This is a genomic window from Blautia sp. Sow4_E7, from assembly GCF_052116245.1.
Taxonomy (GTDB): domain Bacteria; phylum Bacillota; class Clostridia; order Lachnospirales; family Lachnospiraceae; genus Blautia_A.
On the sequence record NZ_JBQKLL010000006.1, the window covers coordinates 111,860 to 132,552 of the forward strand.

At 45.8% G+C, this 20,693-nt stretch carries 23 protein-coding genes and 1 tRNA gene; 4 read left to right on the plus strand and 20 right to left on the minus strand.

Features of this window, described 5'->3' with window-relative positions; all coding sequences use genetic code 11:
- Window positions 1–14: 14 nt before the first annotated feature.
- From ACTQ50_RS05820 to ACTQ50_RS05850, 7 genes are all read right to left on the minus strand, one after another.
- Window positions 15–752, minus strand: a complete 738-nt coding sequence (locus ACTQ50_RS05820; protein ID WP_441483380.1) for a PD-(D/E)XK nuclease-like domain-containing protein — start codon at window positions 750–752, stop codon at window positions 15–17.
- A 4-nt stretch (window positions 753–756) separates the two neighbouring features.
- On the minus strand, window positions 757–1,608 hold the full coding sequence (locus ACTQ50_RS05825; RefSeq protein ID WP_441483381.1) for a hypothetical protein: 852 nt from the start codon (window positions 1,606–1,608) through the stop codon (window positions 757–759).
- Window positions 1,609–1,626: 18 nt separating this feature from the next.
- Window positions 1,627–1,851, minus strand: coding sequence for a hypothetical protein (locus tag ACTQ50_RS05830; RefSeq protein ID WP_441483382.1), 225 nt, complete (start codon window positions 1,849–1,851; stop codon window positions 1,627–1,629).
- A gap of 200 nt (window positions 1,852–2,051) precedes the next feature.
- Window positions 2,052–2,615, minus strand: a complete 564-nt coding sequence (locus tag ACTQ50_RS05835) for a cell wall hydrolase (protein WP_441483383.1) — start codon at window positions 2,613–2,615, stop codon at window positions 2,052–2,054.
- 7 nt (window positions 2,616–2,622) lie between these two features.
- Complete coding sequence (locus tag ACTQ50_RS05840; RefSeq protein WP_441483384.1) at window positions 2,623–2,772, minus strand: hypothetical protein; 150 nt, start codon at window positions 2,770–2,772, stop codon at window positions 2,623–2,625.
- Between the two features lie 18 nt (window positions 2,773–2,790).
- Window positions 2,791–3,282: a helix-turn-helix domain-containing protein gene (locus ACTQ50_RS05845; protein ID WP_441483385.1), complete on the minus strand. Its 492-nt coding sequence runs from the start codon at window positions 3,280–3,282 to the stop codon at window positions 2,791–2,793.
- Window positions 3,283–3,325: 43 nt separating this feature from the next.
- The gene (locus ACTQ50_RS05850) at window positions 3,326–3,529 is read right to left on the minus strand and encodes a helix-turn-helix domain-containing protein (RefSeq protein WP_441483386.1); all 204 of its coding nucleotides are present in this window, start codon (window positions 3,527–3,529) and stop codon (window positions 3,326–3,328) included.
- A 181-nt stretch (window positions 3,530–3,710) separates the two neighbouring features.
- Here ACTQ50_RS05850 and ACTQ50_RS05855 point away from each other — a divergent pair, with 181 nt between their 5' ends.
- From ACTQ50_RS05855 to ACTQ50_RS05865, 3 genes are all read left to right on the plus strand, one after another.
- On the plus strand, window positions 3,711–4,073 hold the full coding sequence (locus ACTQ50_RS05855) for a hypothetical protein (RefSeq protein WP_441483387.1): 363 nt from the start codon (window positions 3,711–3,713) through the stop codon (window positions 4,071–4,073).
- Window positions 4,074–4,134: 61 nt separating this feature from the next.
- Window positions 4,135–4,299 (plus strand): hypothetical protein, encoded by a 165-nt coding sequence (locus tag ACTQ50_RS05860; protein WP_441483388.1) that lies wholly within the window; start codon window positions 4,135–4,137, stop codon window positions 4,297–4,299.
- A 48-nt stretch (window positions 4,300–4,347) separates the two neighbouring features.
- Window positions 4,348–6,096, plus strand: coding sequence for a recombinase family protein (locus tag ACTQ50_RS05865; RefSeq protein WP_441483389.1), 1,749 nt, complete (start codon window positions 4,348–4,350; stop codon window positions 6,094–6,096).
- 87 nt (window positions 6,097–6,183) lie between these two features.
- Here ACTQ50_RS05865 and queA read toward each other — a convergent pair whose 3' ends face one another.
- The 13 genes from queA to plsX form a co-directional block, all read right to left on the minus strand.
- Window positions 6,184–7,209 carry a tRNA preQ1(34) S-adenosylmethionine ribosyltransferase-isomerase QueA gene (gene queA, locus ACTQ50_RS05870; protein WP_441483390.1) on the minus strand — a complete coding sequence of 342 codons (1,026 nt, stop codon included), beginning with the start codon at window positions 7,207–7,209 and terminating at the stop codon, window positions 6,184–6,186.
- Window positions 7,196–7,960, minus strand: coding sequence for a tRNA (guanosine(37)-N1)-methyltransferase TrmD (gene trmD / locus ACTQ50_RS05875; protein ID WP_117852009.1), 765 nt, complete (start codon window positions 7,958–7,960; stop codon window positions 7,196–7,198). The genes queA and trmD overlap by 14 nt, the downstream gene beginning before the upstream one ends.
- On the minus strand, window positions 7,961–8,464 hold the full coding sequence (rimM, locus tag ACTQ50_RS05880) for a ribosome maturation factor RimM (protein WP_441483391.1): 504 nt from the start codon (window positions 8,462–8,464) through the stop codon (window positions 7,961–7,963).
- A gap of 123 nt (window positions 8,465–8,587) precedes the next feature.
- The gene (locus ACTQ50_RS05885) at window positions 8,588–8,818 is read right to left on the minus strand and encodes a KH domain-containing protein (protein WP_021926512.1); all 231 of its coding nucleotides are present in this window, start codon (window positions 8,816–8,818) and stop codon (window positions 8,588–8,590) included.
- 88 nt (window positions 8,819–8,906) lie between these two features.
- Window positions 8,907–9,152 carry a 30S ribosomal protein S16 gene (gene rpsP / locus ACTQ50_RS05890; RefSeq protein ID WP_117852013.1) on the minus strand — a complete coding sequence of 82 codons (246 nt, stop codon included), beginning with the start codon at window positions 9,150–9,152 and terminating at the stop codon, window positions 8,907–8,909.
- A 58-nt stretch (window positions 9,153–9,210) separates the two neighbouring features.
- Window positions 9,211–10,563, minus strand: a complete 1,353-nt coding sequence (ffh, locus tag ACTQ50_RS05895) for a signal recognition particle protein (RefSeq protein WP_441483392.1) — start codon at window positions 10,561–10,563, stop codon at window positions 9,211–9,213.
- A 3-nt stretch (window positions 10,564–10,566) separates the two neighbouring features.
- The gene (gene ylxM / locus ACTQ50_RS05900) at window positions 10,567–10,890 is read right to left on the minus strand and encodes a YlxM family DNA-binding protein (RefSeq protein WP_226818486.1); all 324 of its coding nucleotides are present in this window, start codon (window positions 10,888–10,890) and stop codon (window positions 10,567–10,569) included.
- 204 nt (window positions 10,891–11,094) lie between these two features.
- Window positions 11,095–12,156: a tryptophan--tRNA ligase gene (trpS, locus tag ACTQ50_RS05905; protein WP_441483393.1), complete on the minus strand. Its 1,062-nt coding sequence runs from the start codon at window positions 12,154–12,156 to the stop codon at window positions 11,095–11,097.
- 199 nt (window positions 12,157–12,355) lie between these two features.
- The gene (gene ilvA, locus ACTQ50_RS05910; protein ID WP_441483394.1) at window positions 12,356–13,567 is read right to left on the minus strand and encodes a threonine ammonia-lyase; all 1,212 of its coding nucleotides are present in this window, start codon (window positions 13,565–13,567) and stop codon (window positions 12,356–12,358) included.
- Between the two features lie 30 nt (window positions 13,568–13,597).
- Window positions 13,598–14,539 (minus strand): signal recognition particle-docking protein FtsY, encoded by a 942-nt coding sequence (gene ftsY, locus ACTQ50_RS05915; RefSeq protein WP_441483395.1) that lies wholly within the window; start codon window positions 14,537–14,539, stop codon window positions 13,598–13,600.
- A gap of 15 nt (window positions 14,540–14,554) precedes the next feature.
- Window positions 14,555–18,115 (minus strand): chromosome segregation protein SMC, encoded by a 3,561-nt coding sequence (gene smc / locus ACTQ50_RS05920; protein WP_441483396.1) that lies wholly within the window; start codon window positions 18,113–18,115, stop codon window positions 14,555–14,557.
- Between the two features lie 137 nt (window positions 18,116–18,252).
- On the minus strand, window positions 18,253–18,936 hold the full coding sequence (rnc, locus tag ACTQ50_RS05925) for a ribonuclease III (RefSeq protein ID WP_441483397.1): 684 nt from the start codon (window positions 18,934–18,936) through the stop codon (window positions 18,253–18,255).
- Between the two features lie 234 nt (window positions 18,937–19,170).
- A complete protein-coding gene (gene plsX, locus ACTQ50_RS05930; protein ID WP_441483398.1) occupies window positions 19,171–20,199 on the minus strand; it encodes a phosphate acyltransferase PlsX in 1,029 nt (342 codons plus the stop codon).
- Window positions 20,200–20,484: 285 nt separating this feature from the next.
- Between plsX and ACTQ50_RS05935 the strand changes: the two genes are divergently transcribed.
- Window positions 20,485–20,581 (plus strand) — tRNA-Sec (locus ACTQ50_RS05935).
- Window positions 20,582–20,693: the final 112 nt, after the last annotated feature.

Below are 20,693 nucleotides of genomic sequence, written 5' to 3' on the forward strand. Positions count from 1 at the left end.
TCTTCACACCTCCATCAATCCATCAAAAGTTCGTTGTAATTTCTCACGGTGGCTTTTTTTATGCTCTTGCAATAGTCACACTTTCCGCAAAAATGAGGTTCAATATATCCGGCTTTCACATCAGCGTACCTTCCGATGTTTCCCTCTACCTGTCTAAGAGCCATATCCAAAGTAGACTGTGGTATCTGCCAGATATCTCTATCCATCACCATTTCCTTTGTCACAACAGCAAGGTAAAAAGGCAGCTTTTCTCCTGTGCAAATCTCCACACCCTTCTGGTATACAGCCCCCTGCAGGTCATACCTCCATTGAGGAAGTTGATACATCTTAGCCACAACCTTTAGGTCAGTGATTGCTTTCCCGGCATTATAACTGTCGAGCTTCGCCTTCCACTTCACTCCAAATAATTCGAATGTGAAGATCCTCTGCTTTTCTCCGCTCATGGCATCCATGAATTTAGGGTCTGTCTTTACGGTTTCAATTATCTGATTTGCTCTTTTGAATTCAGCACGAAGCTCCTTCTTTCTTGTGAATATTGCAGGATTTTCCTTCATAAAATCTTCAAGAGTACCCTCAAAATACCTATCCACAAAACTTCCAACAAGCAATGCTCTCGTTACGGGCCTCACATACTCTCCGGAAATCTCTGCCATCGCCCTTGCCTCACAACTCATAAAACTTTTGTACTGCGAAACAGAGAAAAACTCTCTGTTCGCATCATCACTGTAATAATTTGTCTGATTAAGTTCCATTTCATCAGCCCTCTTTCTTTTCGGCTTCTTCCTTCTTTGCTCCTGCGCTAAACGGATCCGAAATTTCACCTTCTCCGGAAGGAAGCGCAAGTTCGAAATAATCCTCTCTCTTTGCTACTCCGTCACGGAGTGAAATATATACTTTTTTCAGTCTCACAAAATCATTTTCAGAAAAAGCATCGCTCTTGCACCCAAGGTATTTTTCTAGCATCGGAAGGGTTACGGAGAAATCCTTCTCAAACGCTCTTGCCATTGTTCTCACACGGTCAACCAGTGGCTCGCTGTATCCTTCTCGCATGGTTTTTGTGCACTGCTCAATAGCAGCCTCCACAACATCACCAGGAACAATTCCAAGGATGCATGCCCTTACTCTTCTTGCTGCCTGATTTGCCACAAGCTCATAAATATCTCTAGGGTCTGTCAGCGGATAGTCACCTTTTCTTGTGTGCCTGATATGCGGTACACTGAACAGCTTAGTCTGCCTTGCGTTCGTTTCCAGATCCCACGCATATGCCATTACCTGGCTTTCTCCATTTCTCTGCTCAAGCTCCATAAATCCAAAATCAATGTTCCCCCAATTCTGTGCGATTGCCTCTGCCAGCCGGATGGAAGGACCGGTAATCTTATCAGTCCCTCTCGGAAACTCATACATGGAACTTTCTGCGAGCTTTTTTCTCTGGCAAGCTCTGATAATGTTGTTATACGCAACGACCTGATCTCTCGGAAATTTCTTTGCGGCAAGCATTGCGACCTGCACTTCCTGTGCCTGTCTCGTTACCATCATTTCTGTCTGAGATGTTCTCGGTGCCTGTGTTGGTGCCTTGCTTGTAAAGTCTACATTTGCAACTTCGTTCATTGTTGTGCCCTCCTTGATTTATATATCAGCAACATTCATAATCGCCATAGATATTGCATTTACGGTATTCCTGAAAAGATATTCCCGTATCACATCCGGAAGCAAATATGATATGTAACTTTCTCCTTTTCCCAAAACATCCGCTTTTCTCCTTGCGTAAGAAAGCAGATCCTCAAATTCTTCATCGTCTACCTTGCTGCCCTGTGTTTCACATTCTTTCCGTATTTCCTCATATTCCTGCATCTTCTCCGCTCCTCCTCTCTCTTATTACGGATGATATGCTCTATGAAAAAAACTACCGGAATGATAAGCCATTCGCTTCCAACTGCCGCATATCCTCTTTCGTTATATGCAGCCCTGATAGCAATTCCCATAAGCAGACATCCAGTAATCAGTGCTATCCAATGCCTTGCTATCCATCTTTCAAGCATCCAATTTCCCTCCTATCTGTAAAAATTATGGTTTCCTTCAGTAAACAGGTACTCCGTATTCCTGCTCATCCAGCAATCAGGCTCGCTACTGAAATATAATGCTCCCATACTTTCGTCCCATCCGTATTCCACCAATTCAAGAGCCTTGTAGCAATCTTCATTCGGTTCTGTTGTCCAGTACCTTCCTCCATTACGAACGGGAGTGAACTGCCCTTTCTGAAAAATTACATCCTCTATCGTTCCTGGGAACCGGTCTGACCAAACCCTATTAAGAACCACCAGCATAACGAGTGCCTTGCCCTCTGTGCTTTCCCCCTCTGCCTCTGCCATAGCTATTTTGAGTAGCATTTTTCTTTCTTCTTCATTCCACCTGCTGGACCATATCGTCTCGCCGAATACCTCTGTTTCCGGCTCCTCATCTGCTACATCATAAGAACAATCCACGATCTCATAATTTACTGATGGTGCATTAACACTTTTTCTTTCGTGTTCTGCTCTTATCACTGTTGTAAACTGTATGGCCAGAAAAAGCATTGCGGCATCCACAGCAAGAACCTTGATCTTTCTTTTTCTCATCTTCCTGTTAAGCACTTTTTATATCCCCCCTCTGCGGTGTGACAAATATTCCGAAGTCTACTTCCGGCTGCTCTTCGATGGCTCTCATAAGATCATCTTCGCTCTCTATTCCATATTTATTTTTCAAGATTTCTTTCAGCCGTTCTTTTAACTCCATCCTTCACCGCTCCCCCTGCTATCTCTTTCCGCACTTTTCTGCAATCATCCTCAATTCTGATATTGCCGATGCAAGGACATCCAGAGTCTTGACAATCCTGTCAAACTCATCTTTCTCGTCCTCGGTTATCTTTCCATCAAGGGCAATATTCAAAAGAGATTTTTTCATTGTCCTGACATTCTCATCATCAAGACTGTTCAGTATCTTCACTGTGATGCCCTGCAATCCATTTTCCTCTGTCGCAAGAGGAAGGTTCCTTCCTATCGGACATTCATGTTTGCAGTATCCATTTTTTAATTCAGGGCAGTTGTACAAATCAGCCATCAGCACAACTGTATCAACAGGAACATTCTTCGTAATCCCAAGCTCATGATTTGCAAGAGTAGAAGTTGATATTCCCAAAAGCTCTGCCGCATTCTCCCGGCTGTTAAGAGCCTCGTTGTACATTGCTGCCTTTTTCCTGCAGGCGAAATATATATTCTCGCCCTTCTTCTCATAGCCATTATCCATGTTCTTTCTACCTCTCCTGCCATATAATTCAGATATAAGCTTTTTACTTATCATCATCGGAATCGGATATATTCAAAAAATCACTGATTCTCTTTCTTGCAGGAGGACTTACGGTTCTACCGTTCAACACGGATGAAACATACGGCCTTGCATACCCCAATGCTGTTGCAAGCATTCCGGTGTCAATGTCTTTCATAATCATTGCCACCTTCGCCTTTTTGCACCAGGGAGAAAGTTTTTCACACATTCCCTTATCTCCTTTCTGCTTTACAATCTGGTGGTTTTGTTTTAAAATGAAGATTAAAATGATGTGCAAAACAGTCATCAATTTAATCTCTAAATTCATCTTACATTTGTTATATTAACTCATAAAATTGAGTAGGTCAATACCCTAAACTCGTTTTTTTGAGTTATTTTAAGGAGGTACTATGTTCTACGATAATTTTAAGGAAGCCTGCGAGAGAAAAGGCACAAACATTTCCACTGTCCTATCAGAAATAAACAGGGCAAGTGGCAACACAGGGAGTTGGAAAATAGGGAAATTCCCGAGATTGGACATTGTTATGGAGATGGCGGAGCATCTTGAAATGAGTTTGGATGATCTTGTCTACGGAAGCGGCAAGGCTCCATACTCACCTCATAAAATTGAGTCTGATGGTCCATACCGCATAGATCCAGAATGGGCTGATATCCTCTCTCATATTCCGGAAGATAAACAGCAATTATGCAAAGACTTCATGAGAACCCATATGGTTGTTCCGGATAAATATTCTGATGTAAAGAAAGCATAATATCATCTGATTATTTTGAATACCGTTCCAAACATAGAAAAAACAAAGGGGGATTATAATTATGGCAGAACATACTTCCATCAAACCACAGGAACCCATCGTACCAAAAAGCCACGCTTTTGAACTTGAACTCCATCGCCTTCTTGCTTGTTACCAACTTGCGGACGATATTGATAGGAAACTTGTTTGGTCTGTGTTAAACAAATATGTACCAAAAATCCTTTAATTACAGCCCCGTGCAGGGGCTTTTTTAATTTACACGAGGAAAATATCAATGAGAAAAAGAAACGACAATATAGAGGCTATTTCATCCAAAAAGAAAACAAAGGTCGCAATCTACCTAAGAGTATCCACCACGCACCAGATAGATAAAGACTCTCTCCCAATGCAGAGAAAAGACCTCATAGCATATTGCAGCCTCATTCTTGGAACAGATAACTATGAAATTTTTGAAGATGCAGGATATTCAGGCAAGAACACTGACCGTCCTGCTTTTCAAGATATGATGAAACGGATCCGCAACGGAGAATTTACCCACCTTCTCGTCTGGAAAATAGACCGTATATCAAGGAATCTTCTGGACTTTGCAGAAATGTATGAAGAACTCCAAAGACTCCGTGTTACCTTCGTGAGCAAAAATGAGCAATTCGATACCTCAACAGCGATAGGTGAAGCAATGCTCAAAATCATCCTTGTGTTCGCAGAACTGGAAAGGAACATGACTTCGGAACGTGTTACTGCAACCATGATATCCAGGGCAAATAACGGTCTCTGGAACGGAGGGCGCATCCCGTATGGTTATGATTACGACCCTGACTCCATGCAGTTCTCCATCCGTGAAGATGAGGCTGTAGCCTGCCGTCTGCTGAAAGATGATTATATCTCAAACAAAACCCTCACCGGAACTGCAAGGATGCTCAATGCCGCAGGATACCGCACAAGGGCAGGTGTTGAATGGACACCAACTGCTGTATGGATAATTGCCCAAAGTCCATTTTACGCAGGCATCTACAGATACAACAGATACAAAGGAACAGAGAATAGAATAATAAACCCATCTGATGAATGGGTAATGGTTCCAGATCATCATCCTGCAATTTTCACCCTTGAGGAGCACGAAACAATGCTGGCCATACTTAACGATAATGCAAGGAACAGAAATTCATTAGGGAAGCAATGCAAGAGAAATAATATCCATGTCTTCTCCGGCATTGTTTACTGCGGAAAATGCGGATGCAAACTGACATCCACTCCTGGCAGACTGCAGGCAGACGGATACAGAACATCTACATATAGCTGCCCTCAAAAACGGAAAAATAAATCCTGTGACAATCCATCTGTAAACGACCTCATCATAGGTGAATTTGTCTTAAACTATGTCCTTAATATGCTTAATTCAAAGAAAAGGTTCTCATCCATCAAAACACCGGAAGAATTGCAATCCTCGCTCCTCCACGGAAGCACATTCTCTGGTGTTGCGAACATTGAAGAAAACGGGCTGAATGAATTTTTCAATCTGCTATCCCGCTATGGCTCTGACAGCTCTTTTACCATCACCATAAAAAAGCCACGAAAGAAAAAAGCTTCCGTGGATCCGGAGATAAGTTCTTTGAGAAGAGAAAAAGAAAAACAGGAGCGTGCTCTGCAGAGGCTTCACGACCTTTATCTGTATTCCTCTGAATCTATGTCAGAAAAGGATTTTATCATCAGAAAAGAACAGATTACCAATCAAATTGAAGATATCAATCTTCGCCTTGGTGTCTCAACCAGAAATGCCGCATCCACACTCACGGATGAGGATTTTATAAAACAGGCAAGCCATCTCCTCATCCAGAAGGAATTGCAGAACAAAGAATATATCTACTTCAAGAACCTTGCGCAGAATGTCTCCCCTGAAATTTTACGGACCTACATGGAAACAATTCTTGATACCATTCTCGTTTCAGATGGGAAGGTGGTTTCTATCACATTCAGAAATGGTCTTACACATAAATTCATATACAAAGATTTTCAACCGTCATAAATGTCGGCATCAAAAAAGGACAGGATTTCTTATTCCCTGTCCTTTTCTTTATCCACTCCATAACCTTACAAAAGTAAGAAAACGGTGTTAAACGATAAGCATGGCATCCCCAAACGAAAAGAACCTATATTTCTCCTGCACAGCCACTTCATAAGCGTGCATAATATTCTCTTTTCCAGCTAAAGCGGACACCAGCATCACCAGTGTAGACTCTGGCAGATGGAAATTGGTGATCAGGCCGTCGATCATCTTAAACTTGTAGCCTGGATAGATGAAAATCTCTGTCCAGCCGCTTCCAGCCTTCAGGACGCCATCTTCGCCAGTTGCTGACTCCAGGGTACGGCAGCTGGTGGTTCCGACTGCGATCACACGGCCACCATTTTTCTTAGTGTCGTTGATCAGCTTCGCCTGGTCTTCTTCTACAATGTAGAACTCAGAGTGCATATGATGCTGCTCTACATCATCCACCTTAACCGGGCGGAACGTGCCAAGGCCTACATGAAGGGTTACATGGGCAATGTTGACACCCTTTGCCTTTACCTGCTCCAGAAGCTCCTTAGTAAAATGCAGGCCTGCAGTAGGTGCTGCTGCGGAGCCTTCGTTCTTCGCATAAACGGTCTGATAGCGATTCTTATCCTTTAATTTATGGGTAATATATGGAGGCAGCGGCATCTCACCCAACTGGTCCAGAATCTCCTCAAAAATACCTTCATAATGGAACTGAATCAGACGGTTTCCCTCGTCCACCACGTCAATGATATCGCCCTTTAAAATACCATCACCGAATGTGATCTTGGCGCCTGGGCGTGCTTTCTTGCCAGGCTTTACCAGGCACTCCCAGATATCGTTCTCTCTTCTTTTCAGGAGAAGGATCTCGATCACCGCGCCAGTCTCTTCTTTGTGGCCATATAGTCTTGCCGGGATTACCTTGGTATCATTGATGACCAAAATGTCTCCTTCCTTCAGATAGTCCAGTATATCCCTGAAATGGCGATGCTCAAGACTTCCATCTGCCATAGAAAGATGCATAAGTCTGGAAGAGCTTCTGTCCTCCAGAGGATCCTGGGCGATCAGCTCCTGAGGGAGCTCATAGTAAAAATCAGATGTTCTCATCTTTGGATTCCTCCTCTTTCCACTGCTTTTTCAGCTGCCGCACAAAATTCCATTCTTTGTTGGTGAGATCTGCCTTTTTCAGCAGATCCGGGCGCCTTTTGGCAGTACGAATGATAGACTGTTCCCTGCGCCACTTCTCTATATTTGCATGATGACCGGACATAAGAACCTCCGGAACCTTTTTGCCATGCCACTCTTCCGGGCGGCTGTACTGGGGATATTCCAGAAGATTTCCTGCAAAAGACTCTGTCTCCCCGGATTCCTGGTTGCTGAGCACACCTGGGACCATACGGGAAATGGAATCCATCATCACCATAGCCGGAAGCTCACCGCCCGTAAGCACGTAGTCCCCAATGGACACATAATCGGTGACAATCTCCTCCAGAACACGCTCATCAATTCCCTCATAATGGCCGCAAAGGAAAACCAGGTCTTCCTCTTTCGCCATATCCCGGGCCATCTGCTGGTTAAACACCTGTCCCTGTGGGGTAAGATAAACCACACGAGGACGTTTCCCTGCTTTCTGGGCAATGGCTTCATAGGCCAGGTAAACCGGCTCTGCCTGCATCAGCATGCCAGCTCCGCCGCCGTATGTGTAATCATCCACTTTCTGGTGCTTGTTAAAAGCATAGTCGCGGATGTTTACCGCCTCCACAGACAGGATTCCTGCGTTAATGGCACGTCCTGTAATACTGGTGTTCATTCCATTCTGGATCATTTCCGGAAAAAGGGTCAAAACATGGAAATTCATTTATAAAAGTCCTTTCATCAAATGTACCGTCATCACATTTTCTTCCAGGTCAACATCAAGGATACATTCCTTGATAGCTGGAAGAAGCACTTCCTGGTGATCCGGAAGCTCTACTACATAAACATCATTGGCACCTGTCTCCATAACGTCTTTCAGGGTTCCAAAATGAGTGTTGTCCTCCAGAACCACTTCCATTCCGATCAGGTCGCCAATGTAATATTCATCCTCATCCAGTTCCTGGGCTTCCTCTCTTGGAACCCACAGGTCTCTGCCTTTGTACATTTCAATATCATTTATATTATCAATCCCGTTAAATTTCAGGATCACAAGATTCTTAAAGAATTTTACATTCCGGATTTCCAGCTTCTTCATCTCTCTGCCGGCATCCAGAAGTACATATTCCAGATCCAGGAAACGCTCCGGATCTGTGGTGGGGAACACTTTTACTTCTCCCCTCACACCATGAGTGGTGGTAATTACTCCAACCTTTAATAAATCTTCCATTCAAACTCCTTGCAGCCCATCCGAAACCCACGAATCCACTTATTCGCAGCCGTCGTACGGGACTTTTATAGTTAAAAACAGGAGCCATGTCTCCACAGCTCCTGCGTCCATATATCTTGCTTATCATTGCAGAATATCTACAATCACTTTTTTGCTGCTTTTGGAAGAAGCCGCTTTTACTACGGTACGGATAGCCTTGGCGATTCTGCCCTGGCGTCCGATTACCTTACCCATATCAGATGGTCCTACCTTCAGTTCAATGACAACAGCGTCATCCTTTTCTGTCTCGGTAACGACTACTTCGTCCGGATTTTCAACAAGAGATTTTGCAATTACTTCTACTAATTCTTTCATTACACACCTCCCTGATTACGCCCCAGAGCATGGAAACCTGCCCCAATCTGGACGTTACAGAAATACCCCCTGAGAGATACTTCTTAAATTATTTCTCGATTCCGGCCTGTTTCAGGATCTTAGCAACAACTTCTGTAGGCTGAGCACCGTTTGCAAGCCATTTCTTAGCTGCTTCTTCATCAACCTTGCATACGCTTGGCTCCTGGTTCGGATCATAGGTTCCGATCTCTTCGATACATCTTCCATCACGTTTGCTGCGGGAATCTGCAACAACGATTCTATAGTAAGGTGCTTTCTTCTGTCCCATTCTTCTTAATCTGATCTTAACTGCCATTTTAATTTTCCTCCAATTTCTTACTTTCTCTTTATTAGTTTAATTTGATTATTTTATGTTAAAAAGGAAGCTTGAAGCCGCCTCTTTTACCACCCATTTTGCCGCCGCCCATGAGACCCGGCATCTGCTTCATCATCTTCTTGCTCTGCTCAAACTGCTTCACAAGACGATTGACCTCTGCAACTTCCACACCAGCGCCCTTGGCGATCCTGTTCTTACGGGAAAGGTTCAGGATTCCCGGATTGGAGCGCTCCTGTGGTGTCATGGAAAGGATAATGGACTTGGTTCTGTCCATTGCTTTCTCATCGATCATGCTCTCCACATCCTTCATCTTGCTTCCCATACCTGGGAGCATGTTCAGGATACTGGAAATGCCGCCCATCTTGTTCATCTGCTCAAGACTGGTGAGATAGTCATTGAAATCAAAGTCCATCTTCTTCAGCTTCTTGGACATCTCCTGGGCTGCTTCCTGATCTACGGCTGCCTCAGCCTTCTCGATCAGGCTCATTACATCTCCCATACCAAGAATACGGGACGCCATTCTCTCTGGATAGAACTGCTCCAGATCGGATAACTTCTCTCCCATACCTACATACAGGATCGGTTTGCCGGTTACGGCTTTGATGGAAAGGGCTGCACCGCCACGGGTGTCACCATCCATCTTGGTCAGGATCACGCCGTCAATTCCTACCTTCTCTGAGAAGGTCTGGGCTACATTGACTGCATCCTGTCCTGTCATGGCGTCTACTACAAGGACTGTAGCATCCACCTCAATATTAGACTTAATATCAGCAAGCTCCTGCATCATGTCCTCATCAACATGAAGACGTCCTGCTGTATCAATGATCACTACATTCTGCTGATTGGCCTTGGCATGTGCAATAGCTGCCTTGGCAATGTCCACCGGGCTCTGCTTATCACCCATGGTAAAGACTTCTACGCCCTGCTTCTCACCGTTTACCTGCAGCTGTGTGATCGCCGCCGGTCTGTATACGTCACAGGCTACCAGAAGAGGTTTCTTACCCTTGGACTTAATCTTACCTGCAAGCTTGGCCGCGGTGGTGGTCTTACCAGCACCCTGGAGACCTGCCATCATAATAACGGTCAGATCATTGCCTGGCTTGATCGGAAGCTCTGTGGTCTCACTTCCCATAAGATTAACCAGCTCTTCGTTTACAATCTTGATGACCATCTGGCCTGGGTTCAGTCCGTTCATTACGTCCTGTCCAACTGCACGTTCCTGTACAGACTTCGTGAACTGCTTCACGACTCTGAAGTTAACGTCCGCTTCAAGGAGTGCCATCTTAACTTCCTTAAGAGCAATCTTAACATCCTCTTCGGTCAGACGGCCTTTGCTTCTAAGCTTCTTGAATACATTCTGAAGTTTATCTGTCAAGCTTTCAAATGCCATGAATTATAACTCCTCTAAAATCACATTGGATATTGCCACTATATCATCAGCGTGATACCCGGATGCAAGCTCGTGGATCTTCTGTACCTGTCCCCGGATATTTACAAACTTCTCTACTAAATGCAACTTCTCCTCATATCCTTCCAGTGCCTTGTCACAGCGTCTGATCATATCATGTACGCCCTGACGGCTGATATTCAGTTCTTCTGCAACCTCACTTAAGGAATAATCCTCCAGAACTACGCTCTCATAGATCTGCTGCTGTCTCTTCGTAAGAAGCTCTCCGTAAAAATCATAGAGCAAAGTACGTTCTACAAACTTTTCCATTCGTAATCACCTTGGGTATCATACCGTATTTTCCAGTGACTGTCAAGTATTTTCTCTTTACAAATTATATTTTTTCAAAAAAACACTCGCGATCCAGCCCACGGGCTGTTTTTGGGAAAAGAAAAAGCCGGGAACCGGGATTGTGCCAGGGCGTATTTGAAAAACGCTCCGGGCAATTCCGATTCCCCTGATATTTTTTCTTTATTACTGGATCAGACTGTTATCATCAAAATAATTGATTCTCATAGAAGCCTTTACGTCCTTCAGGGTCTCAGCAGCCTTAGCCTCAGCAACCTTGCTGCCCTCTCTCAGGATGTCGTAAACATCCGGGATACGCTGCTCCCACATTTTACGGCGCTCGCGGATCGGTGTAAGCTCCGCCTGGAGAACGTTGTTCAGGAATTTCTTCACCTTCACATCTCCAAGACCGCCTCTCTTATAATGATCCTTCAGCTCATCCAGGTTCTGGTAATCCGGAAGGAATTCCGGGAAGTATTCTGGTTTGCAGAAGGCATCCAGATAAATAAATACCGGGTTGCCGTCAACATTTCCAGGATCCTGCACACGAAGATGGTTCGGATCTGTGAACATGGACATAACTTTCTTCCTAACCTCGTCCGCCTCATCGGAAAGATAAATACAATTTCCAAGGGATTTACTCATTTTTGCCTTGCCGTCAATACCTGGCAGACGCAGGCAGGCTTTGTTGGACGGGAGAACGATCTCAGGCTCTGTAAGAGTCTCGCCATATACAGTGTTAAACTTGTGTACGATCTCTTTGCACTGCTCCAGCATAGGAAGCTGATCCTCTCCAACCGGAACTGCAGTCGCGCGGAAGGCGGTAATATCTGCTGCCTGGCTGATCGGATAGCAGAAGAATCCAACCGGGATGCTGGCCTCAAAATTACGCTGCTGGATCTCGGATTTTACAGTAGGGTTACGCTGAACACGGGCTACTGTAACCAGGTTCATGTAATAGAAGGTAAGTTCTGTAAGCTCCGGAACCATGGACTGAATGAAAATCGTGGATTTGTCCGGATCAATACCGCAAGCCAGATAGTCAAGAGCTACCTGGATGATGTTCTGGCGAACCTTCTCCGGATGCTCTGCGTTATCAGTAAGCGCCTGGGCATCTGCGATCATAATGTAAATTTCATCGTAGTTTCCGGAATTCTGAAGTCTTACACGCTCAGACAAAGAACCTACATAATGTCCCACATGAAGGCGTCCGGTTGGACGGTCTCCTGTTAAAATTACTTTTTTCATAGTTTGCTACTCCTTATATTTACCGCCATGCCAGTCTTTTTTCAAAAAACTGACACAGCCAAATTTATTCATGATCATTTCAAAAACAATCCCCAAAGTTTTAACATGAATATGCAAAACTCCCAAAGCACACCAACTAAATTTATTCATACCATTTTTTAGTTATTAAGTGCAGGGGGGAATGCTTATATTTTTCCAATTACAGACTAGCACGAATTACCTTCGGTCTGCATCCAGCTGTCTCAAGTGCTTTGACAATCTGGTTCTTATGGTCTGTACCAAATGCCTCCAGCGTGATTTTCAGTTCCACAGCCGCATTACGGTTGGTGCTTACAAACTGGTTATGATCCAGCTTGATCACATTTCCCTGATTCTCTGCGATAATAGATGCCACACGTACCAGTTCACCTGGCTTATCCGGGATCAGAACAGATACGGTAAAGATTCGGTCGCGCTGGATCAGACCATGCTGTACCACAGAGGACATGGTGATCACGTCCATATTTCCACCACTTAAGATGGAAACAACCTTCTTATTCTTGAAGTCAAGATGACGAAGTGCTGCAACAGTCAGAAGTCCGGAATTCTCAACGATCATCTTATGATTCTCTACCATATCCAGGAAAGCAACGATCAGCTCGTCATCCTCGATGGTAATGATCTCGTCCAGATTCTCCTGGATATATGGGAAAATATGGGATCCCGGTGTCTGGACTGCAGTACCGTCTGCAATGGTGTTCACATGAGGAAGTGTAACAACCTCTCCCTTCTCCAGGGAAGCCTTCATGCAGGCTGCTCCAGCCGGCTCTACACCGATTACTTTAATGTGGGGATTGAGAAGCTTAGCCAGTGTGGAAACACCTGTTGCAAGTCCGCCTCCTCCGATTGGTACCAGAATATAATCTACAAGAGGAAGCTCCTGAACAATTTCCATTGCAATGGTACCCTGACCTGTGGCAACCGCCGGATCGTCAAATGGATGGATAAAGGTATAACCTTTTTCCTCAGCCAGCTCCAGCGCATATGCACACGCCTCATCATAAACATCTCCGTGAAGGATCACTTCTGCACCGTAGCCTTTGGTACGCTCCACTTTAATAAGCGGTGTGGTGGTAGGCATTACGATCACAGCCTTTACACCGTATTTGTGCGCTGCGTAAGCAACACCCTGTGCATGGTTTCCAGCGGAAGCAGTGATCAGGCCTTTGCCTCTTTCTTCATCGGAAAGGGTGCTGATCTTGTAATAAGCTCCACGAACCTTGTATGCACCGGTTCTCTGCATGTTCTCTGGTTTGAAGAAAACCTTGTTTCCAGTGAGCTCAGAGAAATAACTGCTCTTCACCAGCTTGGTCTCCTGGGTTACCTGCTTAACTATTTCTGCCGCTTCTTCAAAACTCTCTAATGTAAGCATTTTTTATTTTTCCTCCTGTAGTTTGTGGGGTTAGTTTTCATCCGGATGGATATCAAACAGCGCATCCACAAAAGAATTTGCGTCAAATTTCTGTAAATCATCAATACTCTCGCCAACACCGATATATTTTACCGGAATGTCAAGCTCAGACTGGATCGCAACTGCAATACCGCCCTTGGCTGTACCATCCAGCTTGGTAAGGATAATACCGGTTACATTTGCAACCTCTGCAAACTGTCTGGCCTGCACAAGTGCATTCTGACCGGTAGTTCCATCCAGGACTACCAGTGTCTCCAGATAAGCCTCCGGATATTCTTTCTCCAGAATGCGGTAGATCTTGCGAAGCTCTTCCATAAGATTCTTCTTATTATGAAGTCTTCCTGCAGTATCACAGATCAGCACATCTGCATTACGGGCCTTGGCTGCTGCCACTGCATCATAGACAACAGAAGCCGGATCTGCACCGTCCTGGCCGCCAATGATCTCCACACCAGCACGATTTGCCCACTGAGTGAGCTGCTCCCCTGCTGCTGCGCGGAAGGTATCTGCTGCACCCAGGATGACCTTTTTGCCCTGGTCCTTCAGCTTGCCAGCGAGTTTTCCAACGGAAGTTGTTTTTCCAACGCCATTGACACCGATCACAAGGATCACGGATTTGCGGTTCTCAAACTCGTACTCGGTGCTGTCCACTGTCATCTGATCCTTAATCGTCTCAATGAGAAGTTCCTTGCACTCCTTGGGATCTTTGATATTCCGGATCTTCTCCTGTTCTTTTAATCTGTCCAGAATGGCTGTAGTCGCATTGATACCAATGTCGCCCATGATCAGGATTTCTTCTAATTCCTCATAAAAATCATCATCTATTGTAGAATAGCCGGTGAAAAGAGAATCAAATCCTGCCACAATGTTGTCTCTGGTTTTTGTCAGTCCGCTGACAAGTCTTTTAAAAAAACCTTTCTTTTCCTCTGCCATTTCCTCTCCTCCTTTTTACTGCGTGAGCTGGTTCTCCACAAGATCCACGGAAACCAGCGTAGAAACGCCTTTCTCCTGCATGGTGATACCATAAAGCCGGTCTGCGGCATTCATAGTACCACGTCTGTGTGTAATTATAATAAATTGGGTGTTCTTCGTCAACTTCTGAAGATACCCTGCGAAACGTCCAACGTTGGAATCGTCAAGCGCCGCCTCGATCTCATCCAGCAGACAGAAGGGAGATGGCTTCAGGTTCTGGATGGCAAACAAAAGGGCAATGGCTGTAAGCGCCTTTTCCCCACCGGAAAGCTGCATCATGTTCTGAAGCTTTTTGCCCGGCGGCTGGGAAATGATACGGATTCCTGCTTCCAGGATATCCACATCCTCCTCAAGCTCCAGGGTACCCTTACCGCCTCCAAACAGCTCCTTGAACGCCTTGTCAAACTCTCTCTGGATGTCCTGGAATTTCTCGGTAAACTGCTTCCGCATTCCCTCATCCAGTTCCTGAATGATGTTCTCAAGCTGCGCCTCTGCAGTCTTCAGATCCTCATACTGTCCGGAAAGGAACGCATGACGCTCTGAAATCTCCTTATATTCCTCAATGGCATTTACATTTACATTGCCAAGCTTACGGATTTCATCCTTCACCTGGGCAATTTCCTTCTTCATGGCCTTCAGATCGTTCAGCTCTCCCTTCTTATATTGAAGGGCATTGTTCGGGGTGATCTCATATTCATTCCACATATAGGAAATCTGGGACTCCCTGTGCTCCTCCAGCTTCTCGATCTGGCTTTTCAAACGGTAGCACTCTTTGTCCAGAAGGGAAATCCGGCCGGACAACTCGTCTCGTTTCTCAAAGAACGCCTTATGGCTGGTATTCTTCTCATCCTTCACAGTCAGCCAGCTCTCCAGCTGCGCCTTCGCCTTGGTCTCATCTTCGGCAAGTGTGGCGATCACGGCCTCCAGATTCTCCACAGACTGCCGTTTCCGCTCATTTTCTTCCCCACCAAGCTCCAGGGTCTCGTGAATGTCTGCTTCTTCCTGATGAAGAGCCTCCATCTCATGATCCAGACGGTTCAGAGTCTCAGAAGCGAAGCTCTCTTTTTGCTGGGCTGTGCTGGCTTCCAGACGCAGGGACTCCAGTTTCCTGGAAATCTCCTGTTCCTCTGTTTTCCAGTTCTCTAATTCTTCCTGTTTGTTCTGGATAAAAGTCTCCAGCTCTTTCTCATCCTGCTCAGAAGCCTTCAGTTCTTCGGCAATCTTGCTGTGGTCAGCCTCTGCCTCCTCGATCTGACGGCGGATCTCCATCTGTTCTCTCTGGATTTCTCCATAGCCAGACTGGATCTCCTTTGTCTTGGCTTCTACCTGGTTAATATTCATCTTCGCCGTATTCTGGGCAACGTACTGCTGGCGCAGCTTCTCCTGCAGGTCTGCGATGGTATCACGCATAACATTACGCTTGCTCCGGTTATCGTTAATAGCCTTCTGCATATCGTCCATGTCTTTTTTCAGCGCTTTTACACTGGATTCCAGTTCTTCGATCTCACGACGGCGGCCCAGAAGATTACTGTTATTCTTAAAGGAACCACCAGACATGGAACCGCCTGGGCTGAAGGATTCTCCCTCCACCGTTACCATACGGAGGCTGTGCCTGTACTTTCTTGCAATGGCAATGGCATTGTCAATGTGATCCACCACAAGCACACGTCCAAGAAGATAAGTGGCAAGCCCTGCATATTCCGGACCTGTGGTTACCAGCTCACTGGCAAGCCCGATCACGCCAGGCTCCTTTAAGGCATCCCGCTGGGTAAAACCGCTCTTGGTATTAATGCTGTTCAGCGGAAGGAAGGTAGCACGTCCGAAACGGTTCTTTTTCAAAAATTCGATCATGCGCTTGGCAGTCTGCTCATTGTCTGTAACAATGTTCTGAATGCTTCCCCCAAGAGCTGTCTCGATGGCAATTTCGTATTCCTTATTTACCTGGATCAGATCTGCCACAACGCCCTTGATCCCAGGCACCCGGTCTTTCTGCTCCATAACCCGGCGGATACTGTTTCCATATCCGTCATAGCGCTCGGTAATATTCTTCAAAGATTCCAGCCTGGAAGCCTCGCGGTGGTACGCGCTCTGGCCGATCTCCATTTGGCTGTTCTGCTTCTTTAATTCATCTGTAATTTTATGTACTTCATTATCCAGGCGCTGGCACTCTGCGTTCATATCCTGGATCAGGGTGGTAATTCCCTGGAATTTTTCCTTTGCCTTGGAAAGCTCCGTCTGCTGCTGGGCTTCCTCAGTTTTCAAATGGAGCTGTCTCTGGCTGATCCCCGCCTTACGGATATCGATCTGCTCCATCATGGTATCAAAACGCTGGGCTTTTCCCTTGGTGGTTGCACGGGTGTTGAGAAGCTCGATGATCTCATTCTTGCCGTTCTCCACAGCCTGGGAACATTCTTCGATCTGTGCCTGGATATTGGAAAGCCTGTCTTCCTCTGCTTCCTGGCGCTTCCTCGCTTCCAGAAGTGCTGCATGGAGCTGGGATTTCTCTGCTTCCTGGCTCTCCAAAGCCTCCTGACGTTCCTTCAGATCCGTCTCAATGGTCTGTAAACGGTTCTTATAGTGCTCCTCATTCTGCACACCAGCGGAAATCTGTTCCCGGAGAACCTTGATCTCACCGTCTAACTGCTGCCTGCGGATCGCCTTATTCTGTGTTTCCTCACGGAGCTGATCCATCTGGGAATTCAACTGTTCCAGTTCTTCTTCCAGACGGTCATACTCTACCTTGGTCTGCTCATAAGCCTTCTGGTTCTCTTCCAGTTCTTCGTTTGCCTGGGTGTTCTTGGCATCCAGTTCCTTTAATTCACGGCTGGTCTCCTCATTTTCCAGAAGGAAGCTGTTCACATCCAGTTCCCGCAAGGTATCTCTCTTGGCAAGATAGATCCTGGCAGTCTCAGACTGGCGCTCCAGGGGGCCTAACTGTCTGGTAAGCTCGCTTAAAATATCGGTAACACGCACCAGGTTCGCCTGCTCGTCCTGCAGCTTCTTGATGGTGGTCGCCTTTCTTCGCTTAAACTTTACGATTCCGGCAGCCTCGTCAAAAAGCTCACGGCGCTCCTCCGGCTTACCGCTTAAGATCTTGTCGATCTGGCCCTGTCCGATAATAGAGTAGCCCTCTTTACCAATACCGGTGTCGTAGAACATTTCATTAATGTCCTTCAGACGGCAGGCACTTCCATTGATCAGATATTCACTCTCACCAGAACGGTAAAGTCTTCGGGTGACAGTAACTTCGTTGAAATCTACCGGAAGCTTGTGGTCACTGTTATCCAGCGTAATGGCAACAGAGGCGAAGCTAAGCGGCTTCCTGGTCTCTGTTCCGGAAAAAATAACGTCCTGCATGTTTCCGCCTCGAAGCTGCTTGGCACTCTGCTCTCCAAGAACCCAGCGGACTGCATCTCCTACGTTACTTTTCCCACTTCCGTTAGGACCAACGATTCCGGTAATTCCGTTATGAAATTCGAAATTGATTTTCTGTGCAAAGGACTTAAACCCGTGCACTTCAATATTTTTTAAATACATGTATTCGAATCCTTGTTATTATTGTTATAAATTAATTGCATAATTCTCTAAAATCCACGATAGTGCAGCATTTTAGTTATATTTTCTTGCAGTCATCTGTTGTTCAGGAATAATGCTTTTTGCTATTCTTCAAAGCATTATTTCTTCATCTTACGGATTGCCTGATAAGCAGCTTCCTGCTCTGCGGCTTTCTTGGTATGGCCCACGCCGGTTCCCATTACCTGGCCGCTGACAAGAACGTCCACGGTAAAGCTCTTATTGTGATCCGGGCCTTCCTCTTTCATCAGGCGGTACTCCACAAGATGAGTTCCCTTCTCCTGTACGATTTCCTGCAGGATGGTCTTGCTATCATAAAAGAGCTGTTTGTTCTCAAGATCGTTCAGAATAAATTTCAGAACGAACTCCTTTGCGCTAGCAAAACCACCGTCCAGATAAATAGCTCCAAGCAGAGCTTCTGTTGCATCGGAAACGATAGAGTCCCGGTTTCTTCCACCGGTCATGTCCTCACCCTTGCCCAAAAGCAGATACTGGGGCAGTCCAAAATCTCTTGCACAGTAAGCAAGACTTGGCTCACAGACCAGGCTGGCTCTCTTCTTGGTCAGCTCGCCTTCCGGGATCTGGGTAAATTTCTTGTAAAGGAAATCGCTGCTGATCAGCTCTAACACTGCGTCTCCAAGAAACTCCAGACGCTCATTGCAGCCTGCCTTGCCAAGCTTCTTCTCATTGGCATAGGAGCTGTGTGTCAATGCAAGGATCAGAAGGTTCTTGTTCTTGAACTCATAACCAATGCGGGTTTCCAATGCTTTTAACTTTTTTTCCATAATAAACTTCCTTCCCTCTGACAAACTGGCAGTCATCCGGCAGGTCTTTGCCTAAGAATCTGCAGCAGCGTATCTATGGTCACGCCTGTAAAGCCAGATCGTCAGTGTTTCTTTATTAAAAACAGCCCAGACTTTTTCAGGTACTGTCTGTCTTAAAGCAGATTAGCCAGAACTGACTGTGGTTTTCGGATATTTTCCCATTCCCAGTCAGTCTGGATAAAATTTTTGCTGCAATTATGCTTCTTTCCCAGTAGTCTCCTCCACCATATGGGCAGCGATCTTCTCGTTGATCTTCTGCTGTCTGAACTGGACACACTGGAAAATGGCATGACGGATCTCAACAGCCTTGGCACTGCCGTGTGTCTTCACAACCAGTCCCTTCAGGCCAAGAAGAGGTGCTCCGCCGTACTCACTTGCGTCAAATGCCTTCAGGGTCTCCTTGATGGCAGGCTTCACAAGAAGGGCACCTACCTTGCTGCGGGTATCCTTCATAAGGCCAGCCTTGATCATCTTCATAAAGGTACTTCCAAGTCCCTCGTAAAGCTTCAGGATCACATTTCCCACAAAGGCCTCGCAGACGATCACATCTGCATATCCGGCCGGGATATCCCTTGCCTCAATGCTTCCGATGAAATTGATTGCCGGGCATTCTTTCAGAAGAGGGAACGTTTCCTTCACAAGTGCATTTCCCTTTTCTTCCTCTGCACCAATATTTACAATGGCAACACGGGGATTCTTGATTCCCACTACATCTTCCATATAAATGGATCCCATCTTCGCAAACTGTACCAGATGCTCTGGTCTGGCATCTACATTGGCGCCGCAGTCAATGAGAAGGGATACTCCCTTCTGGGTGGGGATCAACGGGGCAAGGGGCGGACGCTGTACGCCTTTGCTTCTTCCTACGATCACCTGACCGCCTACTAAGATGGCACCTGAGCTTCCAGAGGAAACAAATGCTTCTGCTTCCTGCTTCTTCACAAGATTCAGGCCTACCACAATGGAAGAATCTTTCTTCTTACGGATTGCCAGAACCGGAGGCTCTGCTGTCTCGATCACCTCGGTGGTATTTACGATCTGGATTCTTTCCTTGGGGTAATTCTGAAATTTACTCAGCTCATTCTCAATCACTTCCTGCTTACCGGTAAGGATCACTACAATGTCCTCTTTCTCGGTAACAGCCTCTACAGCTGCTTTCACAGGCTCTGCCGGAGCGTTATCTCCGCCCATGGCATCTACTACTACTCTAACTGTCTCTGCCATATTTTTCTCCTCTTAGGATACGGTTACGGTTCACTCTATTTCGGACAGCATCCTTTGCAAAATGTTGTCCGTGAACAGCAACCGGCTGCTCTTTAATACTGTAATTCGGTAATGTAAAAATAAAATACCTATAATATCCCGAATAATACTATTCTACTTTATCTGCCCCCGCTTAGTCAATAGGGAATACAAGAAGTTGTTACTGTTCACAACATCTCGCGGAACGTTACCAGTGAACAGTAACAAGAAGTTGACGAAGCAGTCAATCTCCGCTATACTCTCACTGGGAGCAGATAGGTGCCGGTGTGCCTCCTGGTCTTCAAAACCAGTGTGGGGCGCTAATCCCGTCCCGGATGGGTTCGATTCCCATATGTTCCCGCCAAAATATATGCATTTTTCTTCATTTCGCATATTTCTATAGATTATTTGGCTTTTTGCAGTTTTCTCGCATGTTCTACAGTCAACCTGATCTTTCGCAGTACTCTCACACCATA